The organism is Aeromicrobium sp. SORGH_AS_0981, from assembly GCF_031453195.1.
Lineage (GTDB): Bacteria > Actinomycetota > Actinomycetes > Propionibacteriales > Nocardioidaceae > Aeromicrobium.
Genome location: NZ_JAVIZD010000001.1, coordinates 3,233,070 through 3,252,002, shown reverse-complemented (window position 1 = coordinate 3,252,002; position 18,933 = coordinate 3,233,070). Strand labels below are relative to the sequence as shown.

Sequence of the window (18,933 nt, the reverse complement as noted above, 5' to 3'; positions counted from 1 at the left end):
CGCTACGGCAGGCCCGCGAGGCGCAGCAGGGCCGTCACGACCACCGCGACGGCCAACGTCGTCACCACGGAGGCGCCGCGCCAGGCGACCACGCCGGCTGCGGCGACGCCGACCGTGTCGGCACCGGCGTGCCACCGGTCACCGTCCGCGAGCACGCTGGTCACCACCAGCGCGGTCAGCAGCGCCGGAGCCATGAGGGCGATCACGCCGGTGAACCGTTCCGGCAGGTCGCGACCGCCGAGCAGCACCGGTCCGACGGCCTTGACGGCGGCCGTCGCGACGGTGAGGCCGAGGATGGCGACCCAGATGGTGCTCACGAGGCCTCCCGCCGACGCAGGCCCCACAGGGCTGCGAGCCCCGCCGCCAGCACGGGCACGCCCGGGGGAGCGACGGGCACGAGCGCGAGCGCCAGCAGCCCGCCGACGACGGCCACGCCCCGCCGGTCGCGGTCGCGCAGCTCGGGCAGCAGGACCGCGAGGAAGAACGCAGGGTAGACGGCGTCGAGCCCGAAGCGGTCGAGGTCGCCGATGAGCTCGCCACCGAACGCGCCGACGACGGTGCCGAGGTACCACGCGACGAGCTGGGGTGCGGTGGTGCCGAACAGGCGCCAGCGGTCGAACGTGCCGTCGCCGCGCGCCGCGAGCGCCCACGACGAGTCGACGACGGCGAGACCCTGCAGCCCTCGCCACCAGGCCCGCCCCGGCAGCGACGGTGCGAGCGCGATGCCCATCGGGAGGAAGCGCGAGTTCATGAGCGTTCCCGCGGCGACGGCCGCGCCCGCGCCTCCACCGGCGGCGAGCACCGCCACCGCCGCGAACTGCGCCGAGCCGGCGAACACCAGCACGGACATCGCGACGGCGGCGAGCACGCTGAATCCCGTCTCGCGGGCGACGACGCCGAACGACATCGACAGCAGGAAGGAGGCCACCGCGAACGGCAGCCCGAGCCTCAGCCCCTCCCGGAAGGAGGCGCGGTCGTCGGCGCCCACCTCAGCCGGCGCAGACGGTCTGGGCGTAGAGGCCCGACTGCTCGGTCGACGACGTCTGCCTCCCGTCGACGGCGACGCGGCAGCGGACCGTGGCGTTGCCGGTGGTCTGGACGCTCGCCAGCACGTACGGCCCGGCACCCTCGTAGACGCGTGTCACCTTCACGTCCTCGCCGCCCGAGCGGAACGTGCGCTCGCGCTTGGAGGCGTCGACGACGGTGGCGTTGAACGGGCCGGTGCCGGAGAACGTGACGGTGACCGCGACCTGTCGCTCGGTCGTGCTGCCACGGGCCCCGGCCGACGCGTCCGGTCCGGCTGCGACCTGCGCGGCCGGTGCCTGCGCGAGGAGGGAGCGCACGTCGAGGACGGCCCACACGAGCACGACCGTGACCACGACGATGGTGACCAATCCGACCACCTTGACGGGCCCCAGCTGCCGCAGGCTCGACGACAGGCTGCTCGGGCGCGTGCTCACCGGACCAGGGTAGGTGACGCGGGACCGGCGCCGTGGCCGATCCGCCTCACGTGAGCCCCCGGTGCGGGCCGGGGCCGCGGCGGCCCAGCTCGTCGTCGTGGTTGTAGACCGAGCAGCTGCGCAGGGAGAGGCACCCGCAGCCGATGCAGCCGTCGAGGTCGTCGCGCAGCGCCTGCAGCCGGGCGATGCGGGCGTCGAGGTCGGCGCGCCAGCGGGAGGCGAGGCGCGTCCAGTCCCGCTTGGTCGGCACGCGGTCGTCGGGGAGCGTCGCGAGCGCCTCGCCGATCTCGGCGAGGGGGATCCCCAGTCGTTGGGAGAACTGGACGAACGCGAGCCGTCGCAGCACGTCGCGTCCGTAGCGCCGCTGGTTGCCCGTCGTCCGCGTGGCGGTGATCAGACCGCGCGACTCGTAGAAGTGCAGGGCGGAGACCGCGACGCCCGAGCGCTCGGCGACTTGCTGAGGGGTGAGCCGGTCCGTCGTGTCCATCGTGGACGCCTCCTGTCACGGTGTTGACCTCAACCTTGGTCGAGGTTGTCTGATCATCCCATGACGACGCCGCACGCCCTCGACGCCCCGACGACCAGCCCAGGCGACGGCGACGGCGACGGCGACGGCGACTCCATCTGGCGCGGTCGGCTCGGGCGCACGTCGCTCGGCCTGTTCTCGCTGGCCTTCCTCGTCGCGTTCGAGTCGCTCGCGGTGGTGAGCGTCATGCCGGAGGTGGCGCGGGCGCTCGACGGGCTCGCGCTCTACGCGGTCGCGTTCGCCGCTCCGGTCGCGGTCAGCATCTTCTCGCGCACCGCGAGCGCCTCGTGGATCGAGCGGGCGGGCCCCGCGCCGGCGCTCGGCTGGGGGGTGGCCGTCTTCGCCGCCGGGCTGGTGGTGTGCGGCACCGCCACGTCGATGTCCGGCTTCCTCCTCGGCCGTGCGGTGCAGGGGCTCGGGGCGGGCCCGATCGGCGTCGCCCTGTGGGTCGTCGTCGCGCAGGCCTATCCGGACCGGCTGCGACCGCGCGCGCTCGCCGTCATGACGAGCGCCTGGACCGTGCCGGCGATCGTCGGTCCGGTCGTGGCCGGCGGCCTGACGCACGCCTTCGGGTGGCGTGTCGTGTTCCTGCTGGGACCTGTGCTGGCGGCTGCGAGCCTCGCGGTCGCCTGGCCGGCGGTCCGGTCGCTCACCGGCTCGCCCTCGACCGAGGCCGGACCCCCACGTGGTCAGGCCGCGGGTGGTCTGGCTGCCGCCGCCGTCGCGGCAGCGGCGGTGCTCCTGGTGTCCGTGGCCGGCCAGCGGACGCTGCCGGCGTGGCCCGCCTGGCTCGTCCTGGGCCTGGTCGGGCTCGCGCTCTCCGTCCGTCGACTGGTGCCCCGGCGTACCTGGAGCGGTGGACGTGGCCTCCCGTCGCTGATCGGGTCGCGGGCCTTCTTCATGGCGTCCTACTTCGCGGCGGAGGTCTACGTGCCGCTGGTGCTGGTCGACCAGCGGGGACTCTCCGTCGGGCTGGCGGGTGCGGCGATCTCGGGCACGGCGTTCACCTGGTACGCCGGTGCGGCCTTCGTGTCACGGCCGGAGCGGCTGCCTGCGCCGATCGGCACGCCCCGGCGGCGGGCGCTGCTGGGCGCCGGCGCGATCCTGCTGGGACTCCTCGCCGTGCCGCTCTCGCTCGCCGCCGCCGTCCCGGTGGTCGTCGTCGCGACGGTGTGGGTCGTGGGCGGCTTCGGGATGGGCGTGCTGTCGTCGACCTCGGTGACGGAGGTGCTGCGACGGTCCGGTCCGGGGCAGGAGGCGGGTCACAGCGCTGCCCTGCAGACCAGCGACTCGGTCGCGGAGTCGGTCGCGCTCGCCCTCGGTGGCACCGTGTTCGCCGCCGCGGTCGTGCACGGCCTGGGCGTCGGCGTGCTCGCGGCGTTCGCGGTGCCGACGGCGTGCGTGGTCGCCGGGCTGCTCGTGCTGGGGCGCGGCTACGAGCGGTGAGCCCCGCGCGGCGGTCGCGGTCTCGCCGCGAGGACTGGGGGCCGGACCGAGGAGGGACGCCGATAGGCTGTCGCGCGTGAACACCGCTCCCTCGACCGCCCGACCCCTCAAGGTCGCCCTGCTGGGCTGCGGCGTCGTGGGGTCGGAGGTGGCCCGGCTGCTGACCCGCGACGGGGACGAGCTGGCGCGTCGGATCGGCGCCCCGATCGAGCTGGTCGGCATCGCGGTGCGACGCCTCGGCCGCGCGCGCGACCTCGACCTCCCGGCCGACCTGTTCACCACCGACGCGCAGGCGCTGGTCACCCGCGGCGACCTCGACGTCGTCGTGGAGGTCATCGGCGGCATCGAGCCGGCGCGCGAGCTCATCCTCGCCGCCCTGGAGCACGGTGCGTCCGTCGTCACCGCCAACAAGGCCCTCCTGGCCGAGGACGGTGCGCGGCTGTTCGAGGCCGCCGAGAAGGCCGAGCGCGACATCGCGTTCGAGGCGGCGGTGGCCGGCGCCATCCCGATCATCCGACCGCTCCAGGAGTCGCTCGCGGGCGACGCCGTGCAGCGGGTGCTCGGCATCGTCAACGGCACCACCAACTTCATCCTCGACGCGATGACCACGACGGGCGCCGGCTTCTCCGACGCGCTCGACGAGGCGCAGCGTCTCGGCTACGCCGAGGCTGACCCCACCGCCGACGTCGAGGGCTTCGACGCCGCCGCCAAGGCCGCGATCATCGCCTCGCTCGCGTTCCACACCCGCGTGACCATCGGCGACGTGCACCGCGAGGGCATCACCGACGTCACCGCCGCCGACGTCCGCTCGGCCGACGAGATGGGCTGCGTCGTCAAGCTGCTCGCGATCTGCGAGAAGATCAGCACCCCCGACGGCGACGCCGTCTCGGCCCGCGTGCACCCCGCCATGATCGCGAAGAGCCACCCGCTCGCGAGCGTCCGCGGCGCGTTCAACGCCGTGTTCGTGGAGAGCGAGTCGGCCGGTCAGCTCATGTTCTACGGTCCGGGCGCCGGGGGAGCGCCCACGGCGAGCGCCGTGCTGGGCGACCTCGTCTCGGTCGCGCGCAACCCGCCGCCAGGACGTGCACGGACCCGGCGACACCGCCCACGCCGACCTCGAGGTGCTCGACGTCGGCCGCGCCCGTACCCGCTACCACGTGTCGATCGACGTCGACGACCGCGCGGGCGTGCTCGCGTCGGTCGCCGACGCCTTCGCGCAGTACGACGTGTCGATCAAGACGGTCCGCCAGGAGGGCCACGGCTCCGACGCCCAGCTCGTCATCGTGACGCACGAGGCCGACGACGCCGCGCTCGCCGCGACCGTCGAGGTGGTGCGCGCGCTCGACATGGTGCGCGACGTGTCGTCGGTCATGCGGGTCGAAGGCCTCAACTGATGAAGGAGTTCCACTGATGGCGCAGCCGTGGCGTGGTGTGCTCGAGGAGTACCGCGAGTGGCTCCCGGTCGACGAGGACACCCCGGTGATCTCGCTGGGCGAGGGCGGCACGCCGCTCGTCCACTCGGCCTGGCTGTCCTCGGTCGTCCAGGGCGACGTCTGGCTCAAGGTCGAGGGCGACAACCCGACCGGCTCCTTCAAGGACCGAGGCATGACGGCGGCGATCTCCGTGGCCTTCGGCGAGGGTGCGAAGGCCGTGGTGTGCGCGTCGACGGGCAACACGTCGGCGTCGATGACCGCGTACGCGGCGCGGGCGGGCCTCACCCCGATCGTGCTGGTCCCGCACGGCAAGATCGCGACCGGCAAGATGGCCCAGGCCGTCATGCACGGCGCGGAGGTCATCCAGGTGCGGGGCGGCTTCGACGAGTGCCTCCAGCTGTCGCGTGCCCTGGCCGACGAGTACCCGGTCGCGCTCGTCAACTCGGTCAACCCGGTGCGGCTGCAGGGCCAGAAGACCGCCGCGTTCGAGATCGTCGACGTCCTCGGCGACGCCCCCGACGTGCACGTGCTCCCCGTGGGCAACGCCGGCAACATCTCCGCCTACTGGATGGGCTACCGCGAGTACGCCGACGCCGGCCTCGCCACGCACCGTCCGCGGATGTGGGGCTTCCAGGCCGCCGGCGCCGCGCCGCTCGTCCACGGCGAGGCCGTGGCGCGTCCCGAGACGGTCGCCACGGCGATCCGCATCGGCAACCCGGCGTCGTGGCAGCTGGCCATCGAGGCGCGCGACACGTCGGGCGGACGCATCGACGCCGTCACCGACGAGCAGATCCTCGACGCGCAGCGTCGCCTGGGCGCCCATGACGGCGTGTTCGTCGAGCCGGGGTCCGCGGCGGGCGTCGCGGGTCTCCTGGCTGCTGCCGAGGCGGGGGAGGTCGACCCGGGGCTGCGCATCGCGGTGACCGTGACGGGCCACGGCCTCAAGGACGTCGAGACGGCGCTGTCGGGGGTGGAGTCCGTGGTCGACTCCGTCATCGACGCCGACGTGCACGACGCCGCGGCCGCCGCCGGTCTGGCCTGAGCGGCGCCGTCGTGTTCGACCAGCCGTTCCGCCGTGGGCCCGTGACGGTCCGCACCCCTGCCAGCAGCGCCAACCTCGGTCCGGGGTTCGACGCCCTCGGGCTCGCGCTCGACGTGCACGACGAGCTCACGGCCGAGTTCGTCCCCGGCGACGGTCTCGAGATCGTCGTGGAGGGGGAGGCCGCCGACGAGGTGCCGCGCGACGAGCGCCACCTCGTGGTCCGGTCCCTCGACGCCGCCCTCGACCTGATGGGCGTGCGACGTCCGGGTCTGCGGCTCACGTGCCGCAACGTGGTGCCGCACGGGCGGGGGATGGGCTCCTCGTCGGCCGCGATCGTCGGCGGCATCGTGCTCGCGAAGGCGCTCGTCGACGGCGTGGAGCCGCTCGACGACCGCGCGACGCTGCAGCTCGCCCAGGACATCGAGGGTCACCCCGACAACGTCGCCGCGGCCCTCCTCGGCGGACTGACGATCGCGTGGATCGACGGTTTCGCCGCCGAGGCGGTCCGCCTCGACGTCAGCGTGCCGCTGACCCTCTTCGTGCCGCCGGAACCCGTCTCGACCGAGGCCGCGCGCGGCCTGCTCCCCGACGTGGTCAGCCACGCCGACGCCGCGACGAACGCCGGCCGGGCCGCGCTGCTCGTGGCGGCGCTGACCCAGGCGCCCGAGCGTCTCGCGTCGGCCACGGAGGACCTGCTGCACCAGCAGTACCGCGCCAGCGCGATGCCGGCCTCCTACCGCCTCGTCCGCAGCCTGCGCGTCGACGGCGTGCCCGCGGTCATCTCGGGTGCCGGGCCCACCGTGCTGGCCTTCGCCCGTGGCGTCACGGACGCCGTCCCCGACGGCTGGCGGGTGCTCGAGGTCGACGTCGCCGACCGCGGTGCCCACGTCGTCTCGACGCCCTGACCGGTGCCTCCGGACCCCGCCCGTCGGGGGCCCGTCCGGCGGCCGAGGGCACTGCTAGAGTGACGGACGTCGGTGTGGATCCCGTTCCCCGACACGTGTACGTCCGCCCGCCGTCGGCGGGTGGCCACGGTGCCCCGGTCTTCGCCGGAGGGCCTGTGGCGCCCCCACCCACCCAGGAAGCATCCTCGTGACCGACACCCCCACTGACCAGTCTGCGTCCCCGTCGGCGGAGCCGGCCTCCGCCGCCCCCGTCAAGCCCGCCCGTCGCTCCGGCGGTGCGCTCGGCGGCAAGGTCCTCGCCGAGCTGCGCGAGATCGCGTCCGGCCTCGGCATCAGCGACGCCGGCAAGCTGCGCAAGGGCGAGCTGATCGACGCCATCAAGGCCGCCCGTGGCGAGAGCGCCCCGAGCGCCGTCCAGGCCGCCCCGGCCCAGCAGGCACCCCAGCAGGACGAGCCGACCGCGCCCCAGAAGGCCCAGGACGCGAAGCCCCAGGACGAGAAGAACGGCAAGCCCCAGGGCGCGCCGGCTGCTGAGGAGCAGGCGCGCGAGACGCCGCGTGGCCGCGGACGTCGCGCCCAGGGTGCCCCCGCGCAGGACGGCCAGCCCCAGGACGCCCAGGGCAAGGACGAGCAGAACCGCGGCCAGGGCAAGGGCCAGAGCCCGAAGAACGGCAACCAGCGCGCCAAGAACGACGGACAGCGCGCCGACGGCCAGAAGAACCAGGACGGCCAGAAGAACGGCGAGGGCCAGAAGAACGACGACCAGCGCCGCACCGACCAGCAGCGCAAGGGCGACCAGGGCGGCCAGGACGGCTCGCCGAAGAACGCCCAGCGTGGCGTCGACCCGCAGGCGGCCGACGACGACGAGGCCGGCGGGCGTCGTCGCAACCGTCGCGGTCGCAACCGCGGCGGCCGCGGCGCCGACGGCGAGCCCACCTACACCGAGGACGACGTGCTGGTCCCCGCGGCGGGCATCCTCGACATCCTCGACAACTACGCGTTCGTGCGCACCACCGGCTACCTGCCGAGCGAGAACGACGTCTACGTCTCGCTCTCCATGGTCCGCAAGTGGGGTCTGCGCAAGGGCGACGCGGTCACCGGCCAGGTGCGCCAGCCGCGCGAGGGCGAGCGCAAGGAGAAGTTCAACCCGATGGTGCGGGTCGACACCGTCAACGGGACGCCGCTGGAGGAGGCACGCGGTCGCATCGAGTTCTCCTCGATGACGCCCGTGCACCCGGAGGAGCGTCTGGTCCTGGAGACCGACCCGACGGTCGTGACCACCCGCCTGATCGACCTGTTCGCGCCCGTGGGCAAGGGACAGCGTCAGCTGGTCGTCTCGGAGCAGCGGGGTGGACGCTCGGCCCTCGTGCGTACCGTCGCCGACGCCCTCACGGCCAACAACCCCGAGTGCCACCTCATGGTCGTCCTCATCGACGAGCGTCCGGAGGAGGTCACCGAGCTGCAGCGCTCGGTCAAGGGCGAGGTCATCGCCTCGACCTTCGACCGACCGGCCGCCGACCACACGACGGTCGCCGAGCTGGCCATCGAGCGTGCGAAGCGTCTCGTCGAGCTGGGGCACGACGTCGTCGTCCTGCTCGACTCGCTCACGCGGCTCGGCCGGGCCTACCACCAGGCCTCGACGGCGTCGAGCCGGATGGCCGGCGCGGTCGACGCGGCCGCCCTGCACCCGGTCAAGACGTTCTTCGGTGCGGCGCGCAACGCCGAGGACGGCGGCTCCCTGACGATCCTCGCGACGGCACTGGCCGGCACGTCCTCCGTGGTCGACGAGGCCGTGCTCGAGGAGATCGACGGCGCTGCCAACAGCGTGCTGCGCCTCCTGGTCGACGAGAACCAGCAGGTCTTCCCGGCCGTCGACATCGCCGGCTCGCGCACCAACCACGAGGAGCTGCTGCTCGACGAGCAGGAGCTCGACATCCTCGTCGCCGCCCGTCGGGCCCTGGTCGGGCGCAGCCCGCAGCAGGTCCTCGACACGGTCGTCGGGCGGCTGGAGAAGACCGGCAGCAACGCCGAGCTGCTCCTCGCGCTCCAGCGCAGCCCCCTGGCCTGACCCCGCCGTGACGGGCCCGCCGACCACGGTCGGCGGGCCCGTCGTGCGTGCTGCGGGCGCCCCGCGCTGGTCTGCGGCGGGTGGATCGCGTCCCTAGGATGGCGACGTGACCACTGCCTACGACTTCACCGCCACGACCATCGACGGCGCTCCGCGAGACCTCTCCGACTACCGGGGGAAGGTCCTGCTCGTCGTGAACACCGCCACGCAGTGCGGCTTCACCCCGCAGCTGACGGGCCTGGAGGAGCTGTACAGCCGGTACGCCGAACGCGGCCTCGTGGTTCTCGGCTTCCCGTGCGACCAGTTTGGCCACCAGAACCCCGACTCCGACGAGGACACGGCCGCCTTCTGCCAGAAGAACTACGGCGTGAGCTTCCCGATGTTCTCCCAGGTCGACGTCAACGGCGACGACGCGCACCCGCTGTACCGCTGGCTGCGCTCGGAGAAGGGCGGGGTGCTCGGCAGCAAGATCAAGTGGAACTTCACGAAGTTCCTGGTCGACGCCGAGGGCAACGTCGTGAAGCGCTACGGCTCGACGACGAAGCCCGAGAAGATCGCCGACGACATCGAGGCGCTGCTGCCGGCCTGACCTCGCACGCACCGCCGCCGCCCGGGGAACAACCGAGGGGCGGTGGCGGTTGTACGAGGAGCCCCTGGCACAATCGATCCCCGGTCCTGGTTCACGGTCCGCACCCGCGGCCCGACCCAGCACCACGAGAGGACACCATGAAGCGCGACATCCACCCCGAGTACGTCGAGACCCAGGTCACCTGCACCTGTGGCAACTCGTTCACCACCCGCAGCACCGCCACGGAGGGCACCCTCCGCGCCGACGTGTGCTCGGCCTGCCACCCGTTCTACACGGGCAAGCAGAAGATCCTCGACACCGGCGGCCGCGTGGCCCGGTTCGAGAAGCGCTACGGCAAGAAGTAGCTCCTCTCCGACGCCGACCCGATCCCCAGCGGACGGGTCGGCGTCGTCGTCCGTCCGGGCGCGGTGCGCCGAGGAGCTCGTCCGCACGAGCCAGGAGAGGGGTTCAGCATGTTCGAGGCCGTCGAGGCGCTGCTGTCCGAGCACGCCGAGCTCGAGCGACAGATGTCGGACCCTGCCACGCACGCCGATCCGGCACGGGCCAAGAAGGTCGGGCGCCGCTACGCCGAGCTCGGTGCGGTCGTGCGCACCTACCGTGCCTGGCAGCAGGCCGGCGACGACCTCGAGGCCGCCCGTGAGCTCGAGCTGGTCGAGGACGCGGCCGAGCTGTCCGCCCAGCGCACGGAGCTGGAGGAGCGGCTGCAGCGCCTGCTGGTGCCTCGCGACCCGGCCGACGACAAGGACGTCATCCTCGAGGTGAAGGGCGGCGAGGGCGGCGAGGAGTCGGCACTGTTCGCCGGAGACCTGCTGCGCATGTACACGCGCTTCGCCGAGACGAAGGGCTGGCGCGTCGAGATCATCGACGCCACCGAGTCCGCGCTCGGCGGCTACAAGTCGGTCACGGCCTCGGTCGCGGCGAAGGGCACGCCCGAGCCCGGGCAGGCGCCCTACGCGCTGCTGAAGTTCGAGGGCGGCGTCCACCGGGTGCAGCGCGTCCCGGTCACCGAGTCCCAGGGCCGCATCCACACGTCGGCGGCCGGGGTCCTCGTGCTCCCCGAGGCCGAGGACGTCGACGTGCAGGTCAACGACGCCGACCTGCGCATCGACGTGTTCCGCTCCTCCGGGCCCGGAGGCCAGAGCGTCAACACCACCGACTCGGCCGTGCGCATCACGCACCTCCCGACCGGCCTCGTGGTGAGCTGCCAGAACGAGAAGAGCCAGCTCCAGAACAAGGAGCAGGCGCTGCGCATCCTGCGCTCGCGCCTGCTCGAGGCGGCGCAGGCCGCGGCCGACGCCGAGGCGTCCGACGCGCGGCGCTCGCAGATCCGCACGGTCGACCGGTCCGAGCGCGTGCGCACCTACAACTTCCCCGAGAACCGCGTCTCCGACCACCGCACCGGGTTCAAGGCCTACAACCTCGACGCCGTCATGGACGGCGCGCTCGACGACGTCATCGGCTCGCTCGTCGACGCCGACCTCGCCGAGCGGCTCGAGACCGCCGACGGGTCCCGCGCATGAGCCGGGTCCGCAGCCAGGCCGAGCGTCTGCTGGAGGAGGCCACGACCACGCTGACGGAGGCCGGGGTCAGCTCGCCACGGGTCGACGCGGAGCTGCTCCTCGCCCACGTCACCGGGACCCCGCGCGGCATGCTGCTCGGCGCACGCCTCCAGGGTCCGCAGCTGCAGGTCTACCGCGACATGGTCGCGGCGCGCGCCCGGCGCGTGCCTCTGCAGCACCTCACGGGCTCCGCCGGGTTCCGCTACGTCGACCTCGAGGTCGGTCCCGGCGTGTTCGTCCCGCGTCCGGAGACCGAGCTGCTGGCGGGCTGGGCGGTCGAGCAGGCGTCGGCGGTGCTGTCCTCGGGTCGCTCGACGCCGCCCGTGGTCGTCGACCTCTGCACCGGGTCCGGCGCGATCGCGCTGTCCGTCGTGCACGAGGTGCCGCGCGCCCAGGTGCACGCCGTCGAGCTCGACGAGCAGGCGTTCGCGTGGGCGGAGCGCAACCTGGGCGACACGGGCACCGACCTGCGCCTCGGCGACGCCTTCGAGGCCTTCGCCGACCTCGACGGCACCGTCGACGTCGTGGTGTGCAACCCGCCGTACATCCCGCTCGACGCGTGGGAGAGCGTGGCGCCCGAGGCCCGCGACCACGACCCCTCCCTGGCGCTCTGGTCGGGGGACGACGGGCTCGACGCCATGCGCCGTCTGGAGCGCACGGCCTGGCGCCTGCTGCGGCCCGGCGGTGTCGTCGGGGCCGAGCACGCCGACGCGCAGGGGGAGTCGGCTCCGGCCGTGTTCGCCGGCCGGTGGGCCGACGTGCGCGACCACGCCGACCTCGCGGACCGGCCGCGGTACGTCACCGCGCGTCGTCCGTGAGCGGCTCGCCGCGCACGGGCCCGGACCTCCGGCGTGGCGCCGAGCGGGATCGGTAGGGTCGCGGCATGGTCGCCGAGCTCCTGATCCACGGGGCCGCCTTCGCCTTCGGGGTGGGATCGGCGATCCTCCCGGTGTTCCTCAACGCCGAGGTCTACGTCGTCGCCATGGGCGCGACGATGCAGGACTGGATGCTGTTCTGGGGCGTCATGGCGCTCAGCGTCGGCACGGTCGCGGGCAAGGCGCTCGTGTTCGTGCTGATCCGCGGTGGGTCGCAGCGCTTCCGTCGGGAGGCGCGACGCTCGGAGCCCCGCTACCGGTTCACGGCGTGGCTGCGGCGGGTCGGCGACCTGCTCCTGACCTGGCTCGACCGCCCGGTGCTCGGCGCGGCCACCGTGCTCCTGTCGTCCCTCCTGGCCGTGCCGCCGCTCGCGGTGGTGACGATCCTGGCGCCGCTGTCACGCCAGCGTCTCTGGGTGTTCCTCACGATGGTCTTCGTCGGTCGGACGGCGCAGTTCCTGGCCCTCGCCTTCCTCGTCCACGGGCTCGACCTGCTGGACGCCGTGCACGACCTGTGGTGAGCGGCGGGCCCACCCGCGCCCGCTAGGGTGGTCCGGTGAGGTACGACTGCGCCGACGAGGAGATGCGCCGCACCGGCGTCGACGCCGCCCAGGCGGCGCTGGAGGCCGGCGAGCTCGCCGTGCTGCCCACCGACACCGTGTACGGCCTGGCCGCCGACGCGTTCTCGCCCGAGGCCGTCCAGCGCCTGCTGGACGCCAAGGGGCGCACGCGCCAGAAGCCGCCACCGGTCCTGGTCGGGGCGCCGACGACGCTCGAGGCACTGGTCACCGAGGTGCCGGGGTGGCTCCGGTCCATGACGACTGAGCTGTGGCCCGGACCGCTCACCGTGGTGTGCCGGCAGCAGCCGTCGCTCACGTGGGACCTGGGGGAGACCCACCACACCGTCGCGGTGCGCATGCCCGACCACCCGGTCGCGCTCGGTCTGCTCAAGCAGACCGGCCCGCTCGCCGTGAGCAGCGCGAACCTCACCGGCGAGCCCGCCGCCACCACGATCGAGGACGCCGAGCGCATGCTGGGCACCTCCGTCAGCGTCTACCTCGACGCGGGGCAGAGCCCCGGAGGCACGGCGTCCACCATCCTCGACGTCACCGGCGCGACGCCGCGCATCCTGCGCGAGGGTCCGATCTGGCTCGACGTGCTCCACCGGTTCAACAACACGGTGGAGCCGCTCGGTGCGTGAGTACCTCGTCGTCTTCGGCGTCGCCCTGGGGGTGACCTACCTCCTCGCCTCGATCGCCAGGACGCTCGCGATGCGCTTCGGTGCCGTCGCCAAGGTGCGCGACCGCGACGTGCACGCGATCCCCACCCCGTACTTCGGTGGCCCCGCCATGCTGGGCGGGCTCGTCTCGGCCTACTTGGTGGCGACCCACCTGCCGTTCCTGTCGCGCAACGAGGACGCCGTGTTCGGCGACGCCCGCGCGGTCATCGTCGGCGGTGCCGTCATCTGCCTCGTCGGCGTGATCGACGACCTCTTCGAGCTCGACGCGCTCAGCAAGTTCGCCGGCCAGGTCATGGCCGGCGTCGTCGTCGTCGCGATGGGCCTGCAGTTCCTCTACCTGCCGCTGTACAACAACTACCTCGGGCTCGACAACGCGCAGTCGATCATCTTCACGGTGCTGCTGATCGTCACCACCGCGAACGCGGTGAACTTCGTCGACGGCCTCGACGGGCTGGCGGCCGGCATGGTCGCGATCGGCGCGGTGGCCTTCTTCTCGTACGCCTTCTCCCTCGCGGTCGTCAACGGCGAGGCACGCGCCATCGGCGCCGCCCTGCTGACGGCCGCCCTGGCGGGCGCCTGCCTCGGCATCCTGCCGCACAACTTCTTCCCGGCTCGCATGTTCATCGGCGACTCCGGGTCGATGCTGATCGGCTTCGTCCTCGCGTGCTCCTCGATCAGCCTCACGGGGCAGTTCCCGGCCACCAGCCTGTCCGAGGGCGTGGGCGGCGGGGCGGCAAGCTTCCTGCCCGCCCTGCTGCCGCTCTTCCTGCCGTTCGCGATCCTCATCGTGCCGTTCGTCGACCTGGGCCTCGCGGTCGTGCGACGCACCCGCGCGGGACGGTCGCCGTTCAGCCCGGACAAGATGCACATCCACCACCGGCTGCTCGAGATCGGGCACTCGCACCGTCGCGCCGTGCTGCTCATGTACGCCGCCGCCGGTCTGGTCGCCTTCGGCAGCGTCGTGGTGAGCCTGTTCAGCGGCTGGCAGTCGATCGTCGGGTTCGGCGTGCTGAGCGTGCTCACGGCCGCGGCCGTGTTCGTGCTGCCGCGGCTCGAGCAGCGCGTCTGGGACGGCTCGTGAGGTCCCCGGACCGGTCGGCCCTCCGCACGCAGGCCGTCGCGTACGGGGCCGTCGTGGCCCTCACCGCCGTGACGGGGCTGGCCGCGCGGGGGACCGCCGGGCTGCTGGGCGCCCTGCTCGCGGGCGTCGTCGTCGCCGTGTTCCTCGGCTCGACGCCCGTCGTCCTGAACCCGGTGGCGCGCTCGAGCCCGGTGCTCTCGCTCCCTGCGGCGGTGCTCTTCTTCCTCGTCAAGGCGTTCGCGGCCATGGCCGTGCTGTTCCTGCTCTTCGACGTCGGGGGAGTGGCCGGGCACGTCGACCGTCGCGTCTTCGGCCTCGCCGCGGTGGTGTGCAGCCTCGCCTGGACCGCCCTGGCGCTGTGGTCGTTCCGGCGCCGCCGGGTCCTCACCTATGACCTGGGCGACACCCCGTCGTGACCCCCTGGTAGCCTCACTCATGCGCCGGACCGGAACCGCACAGCGACCGGGCTCGACGTGAACGATGACGCTGGCCGTACTGCCGGATCGCCGACCTTCGTCGGAATCGACCGCGCCATGAGACAAAGGTGACCGAGTGACCCTCGCCTCGACCGCCCTGGTGGCTGCCGCTGACGGCCCGCCGCAGCCCGGCCCCGGGAGCTTCCTGCTCCCGCCGACGTTCACGATCGGCGGGTGGGAGGTCAACAAGCCCGAGCTGTTCCTCGTGCTGTCGCTGGTGATCGTCTTCGCCTTCGCCTACGCCACGAGCCGCAAGGCCCAGGTCGTGCCCGGGCGCCTGCAGTTCGCCGGTGAGCTCGTCTACGGGTTCATCCGCAACTCCATCGCGCGCGACAACATCGGCAGCGCCGACTACATGAAGTACGTCCCGTACCTCTTCACGGTCTTCCTCTTCGTGCTGGTCAACAACTTCTACGGCGTCATCCCGGTGATCCAGTTCCCGTCGATGTCGAAGTTCGGCTTCCCAGTCGCACTGGCGCTGGTCACGTGGTTGATCTACAACGTCGCCGGCATCGGTCGTCACGGCTTCTTCGGCTACCTCAAGCACCAGACGGTGCCGGCCGGCGCCAAGGGTCCGATCCTCATCGCCCTGGTGCCGCTGGAGTTCCTCTCCAACATCATCGTGCGCCCCTTCACGCTGGCGCTGCGTCTCTTCGCGACGATGTTCGCCGGCCACCTGCTGATCCTGCTGTTCTCCCTGGGAGCCGCCTACCTGGTCACGGGCTACGCCAACGCCGCCATCGGCGTCCCGGCCGGCGTGCTCTCCTTCGTGCTCGGCATCGGGGTCAGCTTCCTCGACATGCTGATCATGTTCCTGCAGGCCTACGTCTTCACGCTGCTGACCGCGATGTACATCGGCAGCGCGATCGCCGACGAGCACTGAGCTCGGCCGGCTCCATCCGACCACTTCTCGACCCGCACCAGACGCGTCCGCGTCGTCACGAAAGGAAAGAACCGTCATGAATGGTTCCATCGCCACCGTCGGCCTCGGCCTCGCTGCCATCGGCCCGGCCATCGCCGTCGGTCTGATCTTCGCCGCCTACGTCACGGGCGTCGCCCGTCAGCCCGAGGCGCAGGGCCGTCTCCAGGGCATCGCGATCTTCGGCTTCGTCCTCGCGGAGCAGTTCTTCATCATCGCGCTGGCCCTCGCCTTCGTCTTCGGCTACAACTGATCCTCTGCTAAGGGAGATTCACCATGAGCGCGATCCTGGTCGCAGCAGCTGAGGGGGAGGAGCACAACCCCCTGATCCCGGAGCTGCCGGAGATCGTCCTGGGCCTGGTGGTCCTGGGGATCCTCTTCCTCCTGATCCGCAAGTTCGTCGTGCCCAACTTCGAGAAGGCCTTCGCCGAGCGCACGGCCGCGATCGAGGGTGGGATCGAGGAGGCCAAGTCGGCGCAGCAGGAGGCCCAGGCCGCGCTCGAGCAGTACACGGCGCAGCTCGCCGACGCCCGCCACGAGGCCGCTCGCATCCGCGAGGAGGCCAAGGAGCAGGGCGCGCAGATCATCGCCGAGCTCCGGGCCCAGGCCCAGGAGGAGGCTGCCCGCATCACCGCGACCGCGCACGCGCAGGTCGAGGCGGAGCGCTCGCAGGCCCTCGCCCAGCTCAAGTCCGAGGTGGGCTCGCTCGCCACGGACCTCGCGGGGCGCATCGTCGGTGAGTCGCTCGAGGACGAGGCGCGTCAGCGTCGCACCGTCGAGCGCTTCATCACGGAGCTGGAGGGGTCGGCCAACTGATGCGAGGCATCTCCGCGCGGTCCCTCGAGGAGGTCCTGTCCGCCGTCGAGTCGGCACAGGACTCGGCGGACCTCGGCACGCAGCTGTTCGGCGTCGTGTCCCTGCTGGACGCCAACCCGGCGCTGCGCCGGGTGCTCACCGACCCGTCGACCGAGCCCGACGCCAAGGCGGGTCTCGCGTCCCGTGTGCTCGGCTCGCAGGTCGGTCCGGGCACGGTCGACGTCGTCCGTGCCGCCGCCGCCGCGCGGTGGAACGCCGGTCGTGACCTCGCCGACGCCCTCGAGACCGCCGGCGCCAGCGCCGTGGTCGCGCGGGCCGACGCCGCCGGCTCGCTGGAGCAGCTCGAGACCGAGCTGTTCGAGATCGGACGCGCCGTGGCCGCCGACGTCGAGCTCCGCGGTGTCGTCGCCGACCGGTCCTACCCGGCCCAGGCGAAGGCGACGCTGCTCGCGACCCTGTTCGGCTCGAAGGTCTCCACCGAGGCGCTCGAGCTCGCTCAGCAGGCCGTGGTGGCACGTACCGGCTCCTTCGAGAAGGTGCTCACCGCCTTCGGCGAGGTGGCCGCGCAGCGTCGCGACCGCGCCGTGGCCGTCGTGCGGGTCGCCTACGACCTCTCCGACGACGAGCGCACCCGACTCGCCTCGGCCCTGGCCGCCAAGTACGGACGCGACGTGCACCTCAACGTCGTCGTCGACCCGAGCGTCGTCGGAGGCATCGCCGTCTCCCTCGGCGGCGAGGTCGTCGACGGCACCATGTCCAGCCGGCTCGAGGCCGCCCGTCGGCGGCTCGCGGGCTGACCCACCCCACCACTTCCGGCTCCACCCAGCCACCAGACCCACAGAAGGCAGGCAGAAACATGACGGAACTCTCCATCCGTCCCGAGGAGATCCGCGACGCGCTGCAGCAGTTCGTCTCCGAGTACTCCCCGAGCGCCAGCAAGACCGAAGAGGTCGGCATCGTCGCCGAGGCGGCGGACGGCATCGCGCGCGTCGAGGGTCTGCCCTCGGCCATGGCCAACGAGCTCCTCGAGTTCGAGGACGGCACGCTCGGCCTCGCGCTGAACCTCGACGTCCGCGAGATCGGTGTCGTCATCCTGGGTGACTTCGCCGGCATCGAGGAGGGTCAGAAGGTCAAGCGCACCGGCGAGGTGCTGTCGGTCCCCGTGGGCGACGGCTACCTCGGCCGCGTCGTGGACCCGCTGGGCGAGCCGATCGACGGTCTCGGCGAGATCGCCACCGACGGTCGTCGCGCCCTGGAGCTCCAGGCGCCCACCGTCGTGCAGCGCAAGTCGGTGCACGAGCCGCTCATGACCGGCATCAAGGCGATCGACTCGCTGACGCCGATCGGCCGCGGTCAGCGCCAGCTGATCATCGGCGACCGCCAGACCGGCAAGACCGCCATCGCGATCGACACGATCATCAACCAGAAGGAGTTCTGGGAGAGCGGCGACCCGACCAAGCAGGTCCGCTGCATCTACGTCGGCATCGGCCAGAAGGGCTCGACCATCGCCGGCGTGCGCGGCGCCCTCGAGGACGCCGGCGCGCTGGAGTACACGACCATCGTGGCCGCTCCCGCCTCCGACTCCGCAGGCTTCAAGTACCTCGCGCCCTACACGGGCTCGGCCATCGGCCAGCACTGGATGTACCAGGGCAAGCACGTCCTGATCATCTTCGACGACCTCTCGAAGCAGGCCGAGGCCTACCGCGCCGTCTCGCTGCTGCTGCGTCGTCCGCCGGGCCGCGAGGCCTACCCCGGTGACGTCTTCTACCTCCACAGCCGGCTGCTCGAGCGCTGCGCCAAGCTCAGCGACGACCTCGGCGCGGGCTCGATGACCGGTCTGCCGATCATCGAGACGAAGGCGAACGACGTGTCGGCCTACATCCCGACCAACGTCATCTCGATCACCGACGGCCAGATCTTCCTGCAGTCGGACCTCTTCAACGCCAACCAGCGTCCCGCGGTCGACGTCGGCATCTCGGTGTCGCGCGTCGGTGGCGCGGCGATGACGAAGGCGATGAAGGCGGTCACCGGTTCGCTCAAGGTCGACCTCGCGCAGTTCCGCGCCATGGAGGCCTTCGCCATGTTCGCCTCCGACCTCGACGCCGCGTCGAAGGCGCAGCTCGCCCGTGGTCAGCGCCTCATGGAGCTGTTCAAGCAGGGTCAGTACGCGCCGTTCCCGATGGAGCAGCAGGTCGTCTCGCTGTGGGCCGGTACCCAGGGCAAGCTCGACCCGGTTCCCGTCGAGGACATCAGCCGCTTCGAGGAGGAGTTCCTCGACTACGTCAAGCGCTCGCACGAGGGCATCTTCTCGGCGGTCCGCGAGACCGGGAAGTTCGACGACGACACCGCGTCGTCGCTCGAGTCGGCCTACGAGGCGTTCCTCGAGCAGTTCGAGACCAGCGAGGGCGAGCGCATCTCGGTCGGTCGCGAGGAGTTCGAGGCTCTTGACGACGAGGACGTCGAGCAGGAGCAGATCGTCAAGCAGAAGCGGAGCTGAC

Annotated in this window: 21 protein-coding genes and 1 pseudogene; 18 read left to right on the top strand and 4 right to left on the bottom strand. The window is 72.4% G+C overall.

Translation table 11 applies throughout. From position 1 onward, the window contains the following. Nucleotides 1-2: 2 nt before the first annotated feature. Genes QE370_RS16075 through soxR form a run of 4 tightly spaced genes read right to left on the bottom strand, consistent with a single transcriptional unit; the run spans nucleotide 3 to nucleotide 1,947 of the window. Nucleotides 3-317, bottom strand: coding sequence for an AzlD domain-containing protein (locus tag QE370_RS16075; RefSeq protein ID WP_253022161.1), 315 nt, complete (start codon nucleotides 315-317; stop codon nucleotides 3-5). Continuing rightward, nucleotides 314-988: an AzlC family ABC transporter permease gene (locus QE370_RS16070; RefSeq protein WP_253022163.1), complete on the bottom strand. Its 675-nt coding sequence runs from the start codon at nucleotides 986-988 to the stop codon at nucleotides 314-316. The genes QE370_RS16075 and QE370_RS16070 overlap by 4 nt, the downstream gene beginning before the upstream one ends. A gap of 1 nt (nucleotide 989) precedes the next feature. Beyond that, on the bottom strand, nucleotides 990-1,460 hold the full coding sequence (locus QE370_RS16065; protein WP_067856237.1) for a hypothetical protein: 471 nt from the start codon (nucleotides 1,458-1,460) through the stop codon (nucleotides 990-992). 46 nt (nucleotides 1,461-1,506) lie between these two features. Continuing rightward, nucleotides 1,507-1,947 (bottom strand): redox-sensitive transcriptional activator SoxR, encoded by a 441-nt coding sequence (gene soxR, locus QE370_RS16060; protein ID WP_309634956.1) that lies wholly within the window; start codon nucleotides 1,945-1,947, stop codon nucleotides 1,507-1,509. A 60-nt stretch (nucleotides 1,948-2,007) separates the two neighbouring features. On the opposite strand from soxR, the gene QE370_RS16055 reads away from it, so the two are divergent. The 18 genes and pseudogenes from QE370_RS16055 to atpA all read left to right on the top strand — a co-directional run bounded on the left by QE370_RS16055 (nucleotide 2,008) and on the right by atpA (nucleotide 18,932). After that, complete coding sequence (locus QE370_RS16055) at nucleotides 2,008-3,432, top strand: MFS transporter (RefSeq protein ID WP_309634955.1); 1,425 nt, start codon at nucleotides 2,008-2,010, stop codon at nucleotides 3,430-3,432. Nucleotides 3,433-3,499: 67 nt separating this feature from the next. Next, nucleotides 3,500-4,826: pseudogene (locus QE370_RS16050) on the top strand (homoserine dehydrogenase). A 16-nt stretch (nucleotides 4,827-4,842) separates the two neighbouring features. After that, nucleotides 4,843-5,907 carry a threonine synthase gene (thrC, locus tag QE370_RS16045; protein ID WP_253022171.1) on the top strand — a complete coding sequence of 355 codons (1,065 nt, stop codon included), beginning with the start codon at nucleotides 4,843-4,845 and terminating at the stop codon, nucleotides 5,905-5,907. An 11-nt stretch (nucleotides 5,908-5,918) separates the two neighbouring features. Next, complete coding sequence (gene thrB, locus QE370_RS16040; RefSeq protein WP_309634954.1) at nucleotides 5,919-6,812, top strand: homoserine kinase; 894 nt, start codon at nucleotides 5,919-5,921, stop codon at nucleotides 6,810-6,812. Nucleotides 6,813-6,999: 187 nt separating this feature from the next. Further along, the gene (gene rho / locus QE370_RS16035) at nucleotides 7,000-8,880 is read left to right on the top strand and encodes a transcription termination factor Rho (protein WP_309634953.1); all 1,881 of its coding nucleotides are present in this window, start codon (nucleotides 7,000-7,002) and stop codon (nucleotides 8,878-8,880) included. A 106-nt stretch (nucleotides 8,881-8,986) separates the two neighbouring features. Continuing rightward, the gene (locus tag QE370_RS16030; protein ID WP_253022177.1) at nucleotides 8,987-9,469 is read left to right on the top strand and encodes a glutathione peroxidase; all 483 of its coding nucleotides are present in this window, start codon (nucleotides 8,987-8,989) and stop codon (nucleotides 9,467-9,469) included. Between the two features lie 137 nt (nucleotides 9,470-9,606). Further along, nucleotides 9,607-9,813, top strand: coding sequence for a 50S ribosomal protein L31 (gene rpmE, locus QE370_RS16025; protein ID WP_067856259.1), 207 nt, complete (start codon nucleotides 9,607-9,609; stop codon nucleotides 9,811-9,813). Nucleotides 9,814-9,921: 108 nt separating this feature from the next. Further along, complete coding sequence (gene prfA, locus QE370_RS16020) at nucleotides 9,922-10,989, top strand: peptide chain release factor 1 (protein ID WP_253022180.1); 1,068 nt, start codon at nucleotides 9,922-9,924, stop codon at nucleotides 10,987-10,989. Then, nucleotides 10,986-11,846, top strand: coding sequence for a peptide chain release factor N(5)-glutamine methyltransferase (prmC, locus tag QE370_RS16015; protein ID WP_253022182.1), 861 nt, complete (start codon nucleotides 10,986-10,988; stop codon nucleotides 11,844-11,846). The genes prfA and prmC overlap by 4 nt, the downstream gene beginning before the upstream one ends. A gap of 65 nt (nucleotides 11,847-11,911) precedes the next feature. Continuing rightward, on the top strand, nucleotides 11,912-12,424 hold the full coding sequence (locus QE370_RS16010) for a VTT domain-containing protein (protein WP_253022184.1): 513 nt from the start codon (nucleotides 11,912-11,914) through the stop codon (nucleotides 12,422-12,424). 35 nt (nucleotides 12,425-12,459) lie between these two features. Beyond that, nucleotides 12,460-13,104: an L-threonylcarbamoyladenylate synthase gene (locus tag QE370_RS16005; RefSeq protein ID WP_309634952.1), complete on the top strand. Its 645-nt coding sequence runs from the start codon at nucleotides 12,460-12,462 to the stop codon at nucleotides 13,102-13,104. Next, nucleotides 13,097-14,224, top strand: coding sequence for a glycosyltransferase family 4 protein (locus tag QE370_RS16000; protein WP_067856274.1), 1,128 nt, complete (start codon nucleotides 13,097-13,099; stop codon nucleotides 14,222-14,224). The genes QE370_RS16005 and QE370_RS16000 overlap by 8 nt, the downstream gene beginning before the upstream one ends. After that, complete coding sequence (locus tag QE370_RS15995; RefSeq protein ID WP_253022186.1) at nucleotides 14,221-14,640, top strand: hypothetical protein; 420 nt, start codon at nucleotides 14,221-14,223, stop codon at nucleotides 14,638-14,640. The genes QE370_RS16000 and QE370_RS15995 overlap by 4 nt, the downstream gene beginning before the upstream one ends. 136 nt (nucleotides 14,641-14,776) lie before the next feature. Then, nucleotides 14,777-15,583: a F0F1 ATP synthase subunit A gene (atpB, locus tag QE370_RS15990; RefSeq protein WP_253022188.1), complete on the top strand. Its 807-nt coding sequence runs from the start codon at nucleotides 14,777-14,779 to the stop codon at nucleotides 15,581-15,583. A gap of 76 nt (nucleotides 15,584-15,659) precedes the next feature. Beyond that, nucleotides 15,660-15,872, top strand: a complete 213-nt coding sequence (locus QE370_RS15985) for an ATP synthase F0 subunit C (RefSeq protein ID WP_067856280.1) — start codon at nucleotides 15,660-15,662, stop codon at nucleotides 15,870-15,872. Between the two features lie 23 nt (nucleotides 15,873-15,895). Continuing rightward, nucleotides 15,896-16,435, top strand: coding sequence for a F0F1 ATP synthase subunit B (locus QE370_RS15980; protein WP_067856282.1), 540 nt, complete (start codon nucleotides 15,896-15,898; stop codon nucleotides 16,433-16,435). After that, on the top strand, nucleotides 16,435-17,232 hold the full coding sequence (locus QE370_RS15975) for a F0F1 ATP synthase subunit delta (protein WP_309634951.1): 798 nt from the start codon (nucleotides 16,435-16,437) through the stop codon (nucleotides 17,230-17,232). Before QE370_RS15980 ends, QE370_RS15975 begins: the two co-directional genes overlap by 1 nt. A gap of 59 nt (nucleotides 17,233-17,291) precedes the next feature. Then, a complete protein-coding gene (gene atpA / locus QE370_RS15970) occupies nucleotides 17,292-18,932 on the top strand; it encodes a F0F1 ATP synthase subunit alpha (protein WP_253022192.1) in 1,641 nt (546 codons plus the stop codon). Nucleotide 18,933: the final 1 nt, after the last annotated feature.

What these genes read in the sequence shown, in the direction of transcription:
- soxR (WP_309634956.1), bottom strand. Translation starts at nt 1,947, where the DNA reads ATGGACACGACGGACCGGCTCACCCCTCAGCAAGTCGCCGAGCGCTCG.
- QE370_RS16055 (WP_309634955.1), top strand. Translation starts at nt 2,008, where the DNA reads ATGACGACGCCGCACGCCCTCGACGCCCCGACGACCAGCCCAGGCGAC.
- thrC (WP_253022171.1), top strand. Translation starts at nt 4,843, where the DNA reads ATGGCGCAGCCGTGGCGTGGTGTGCTCGAGGAGTACCGCGAGTGGCTC.
- rpmE (WP_067856259.1), top strand. Translation starts at nt 9,607, where the DNA reads ATGAAGCGCGACATCCACCCCGAGTACGTCGAGACCCAGGTCACCTGC.
- prfA (WP_253022180.1), top strand. Translation starts at nt 9,922, where the DNA reads ATGTTCGAGGCCGTCGAGGCGCTGCTGTCCGAGCACGCCGAGCTCGAG.
- prmC (WP_253022182.1), top strand. Translation starts at nt 10,986, where the DNA reads ATGAGCCGGGTCCGCAGCCAGGCCGAGCGTCTGCTGGAGGAGGCCACG.
- QE370_RS16010 (WP_253022184.1), top strand. Translation starts at nt 11,912, where the DNA reads ATGGTCGCCGAGCTCCTGATCCACGGGGCCGCCTTCGCCTTCGGGGTG.
- QE370_RS15985 (WP_067856280.1), top strand. Translation starts at nt 15,660, where the DNA reads ATGAATGGTTCCATCGCCACCGTCGGCCTCGGCCTCGCTGCCATCGGC.
- QE370_RS15980 (WP_067856282.1), top strand. Translation starts at nt 15,896, where the DNA reads ATGAGCGCGATCCTGGTCGCAGCAGCTGAGGGGGAGGAGCACAACCCC.
- QE370_RS15975 (WP_309634951.1), top strand. Translation starts at nt 16,435, where the DNA reads ATGCGAGGCATCTCCGCGCGGTCCCTCGAGGAGGTCCTGTCCGCCGTC.
- atpA (WP_253022192.1), top strand. Translation starts at nt 17,292, where the DNA reads ATGACGGAACTCTCCATCCGTCCCGAGGAGATCCGCGACGCGCTGCAG.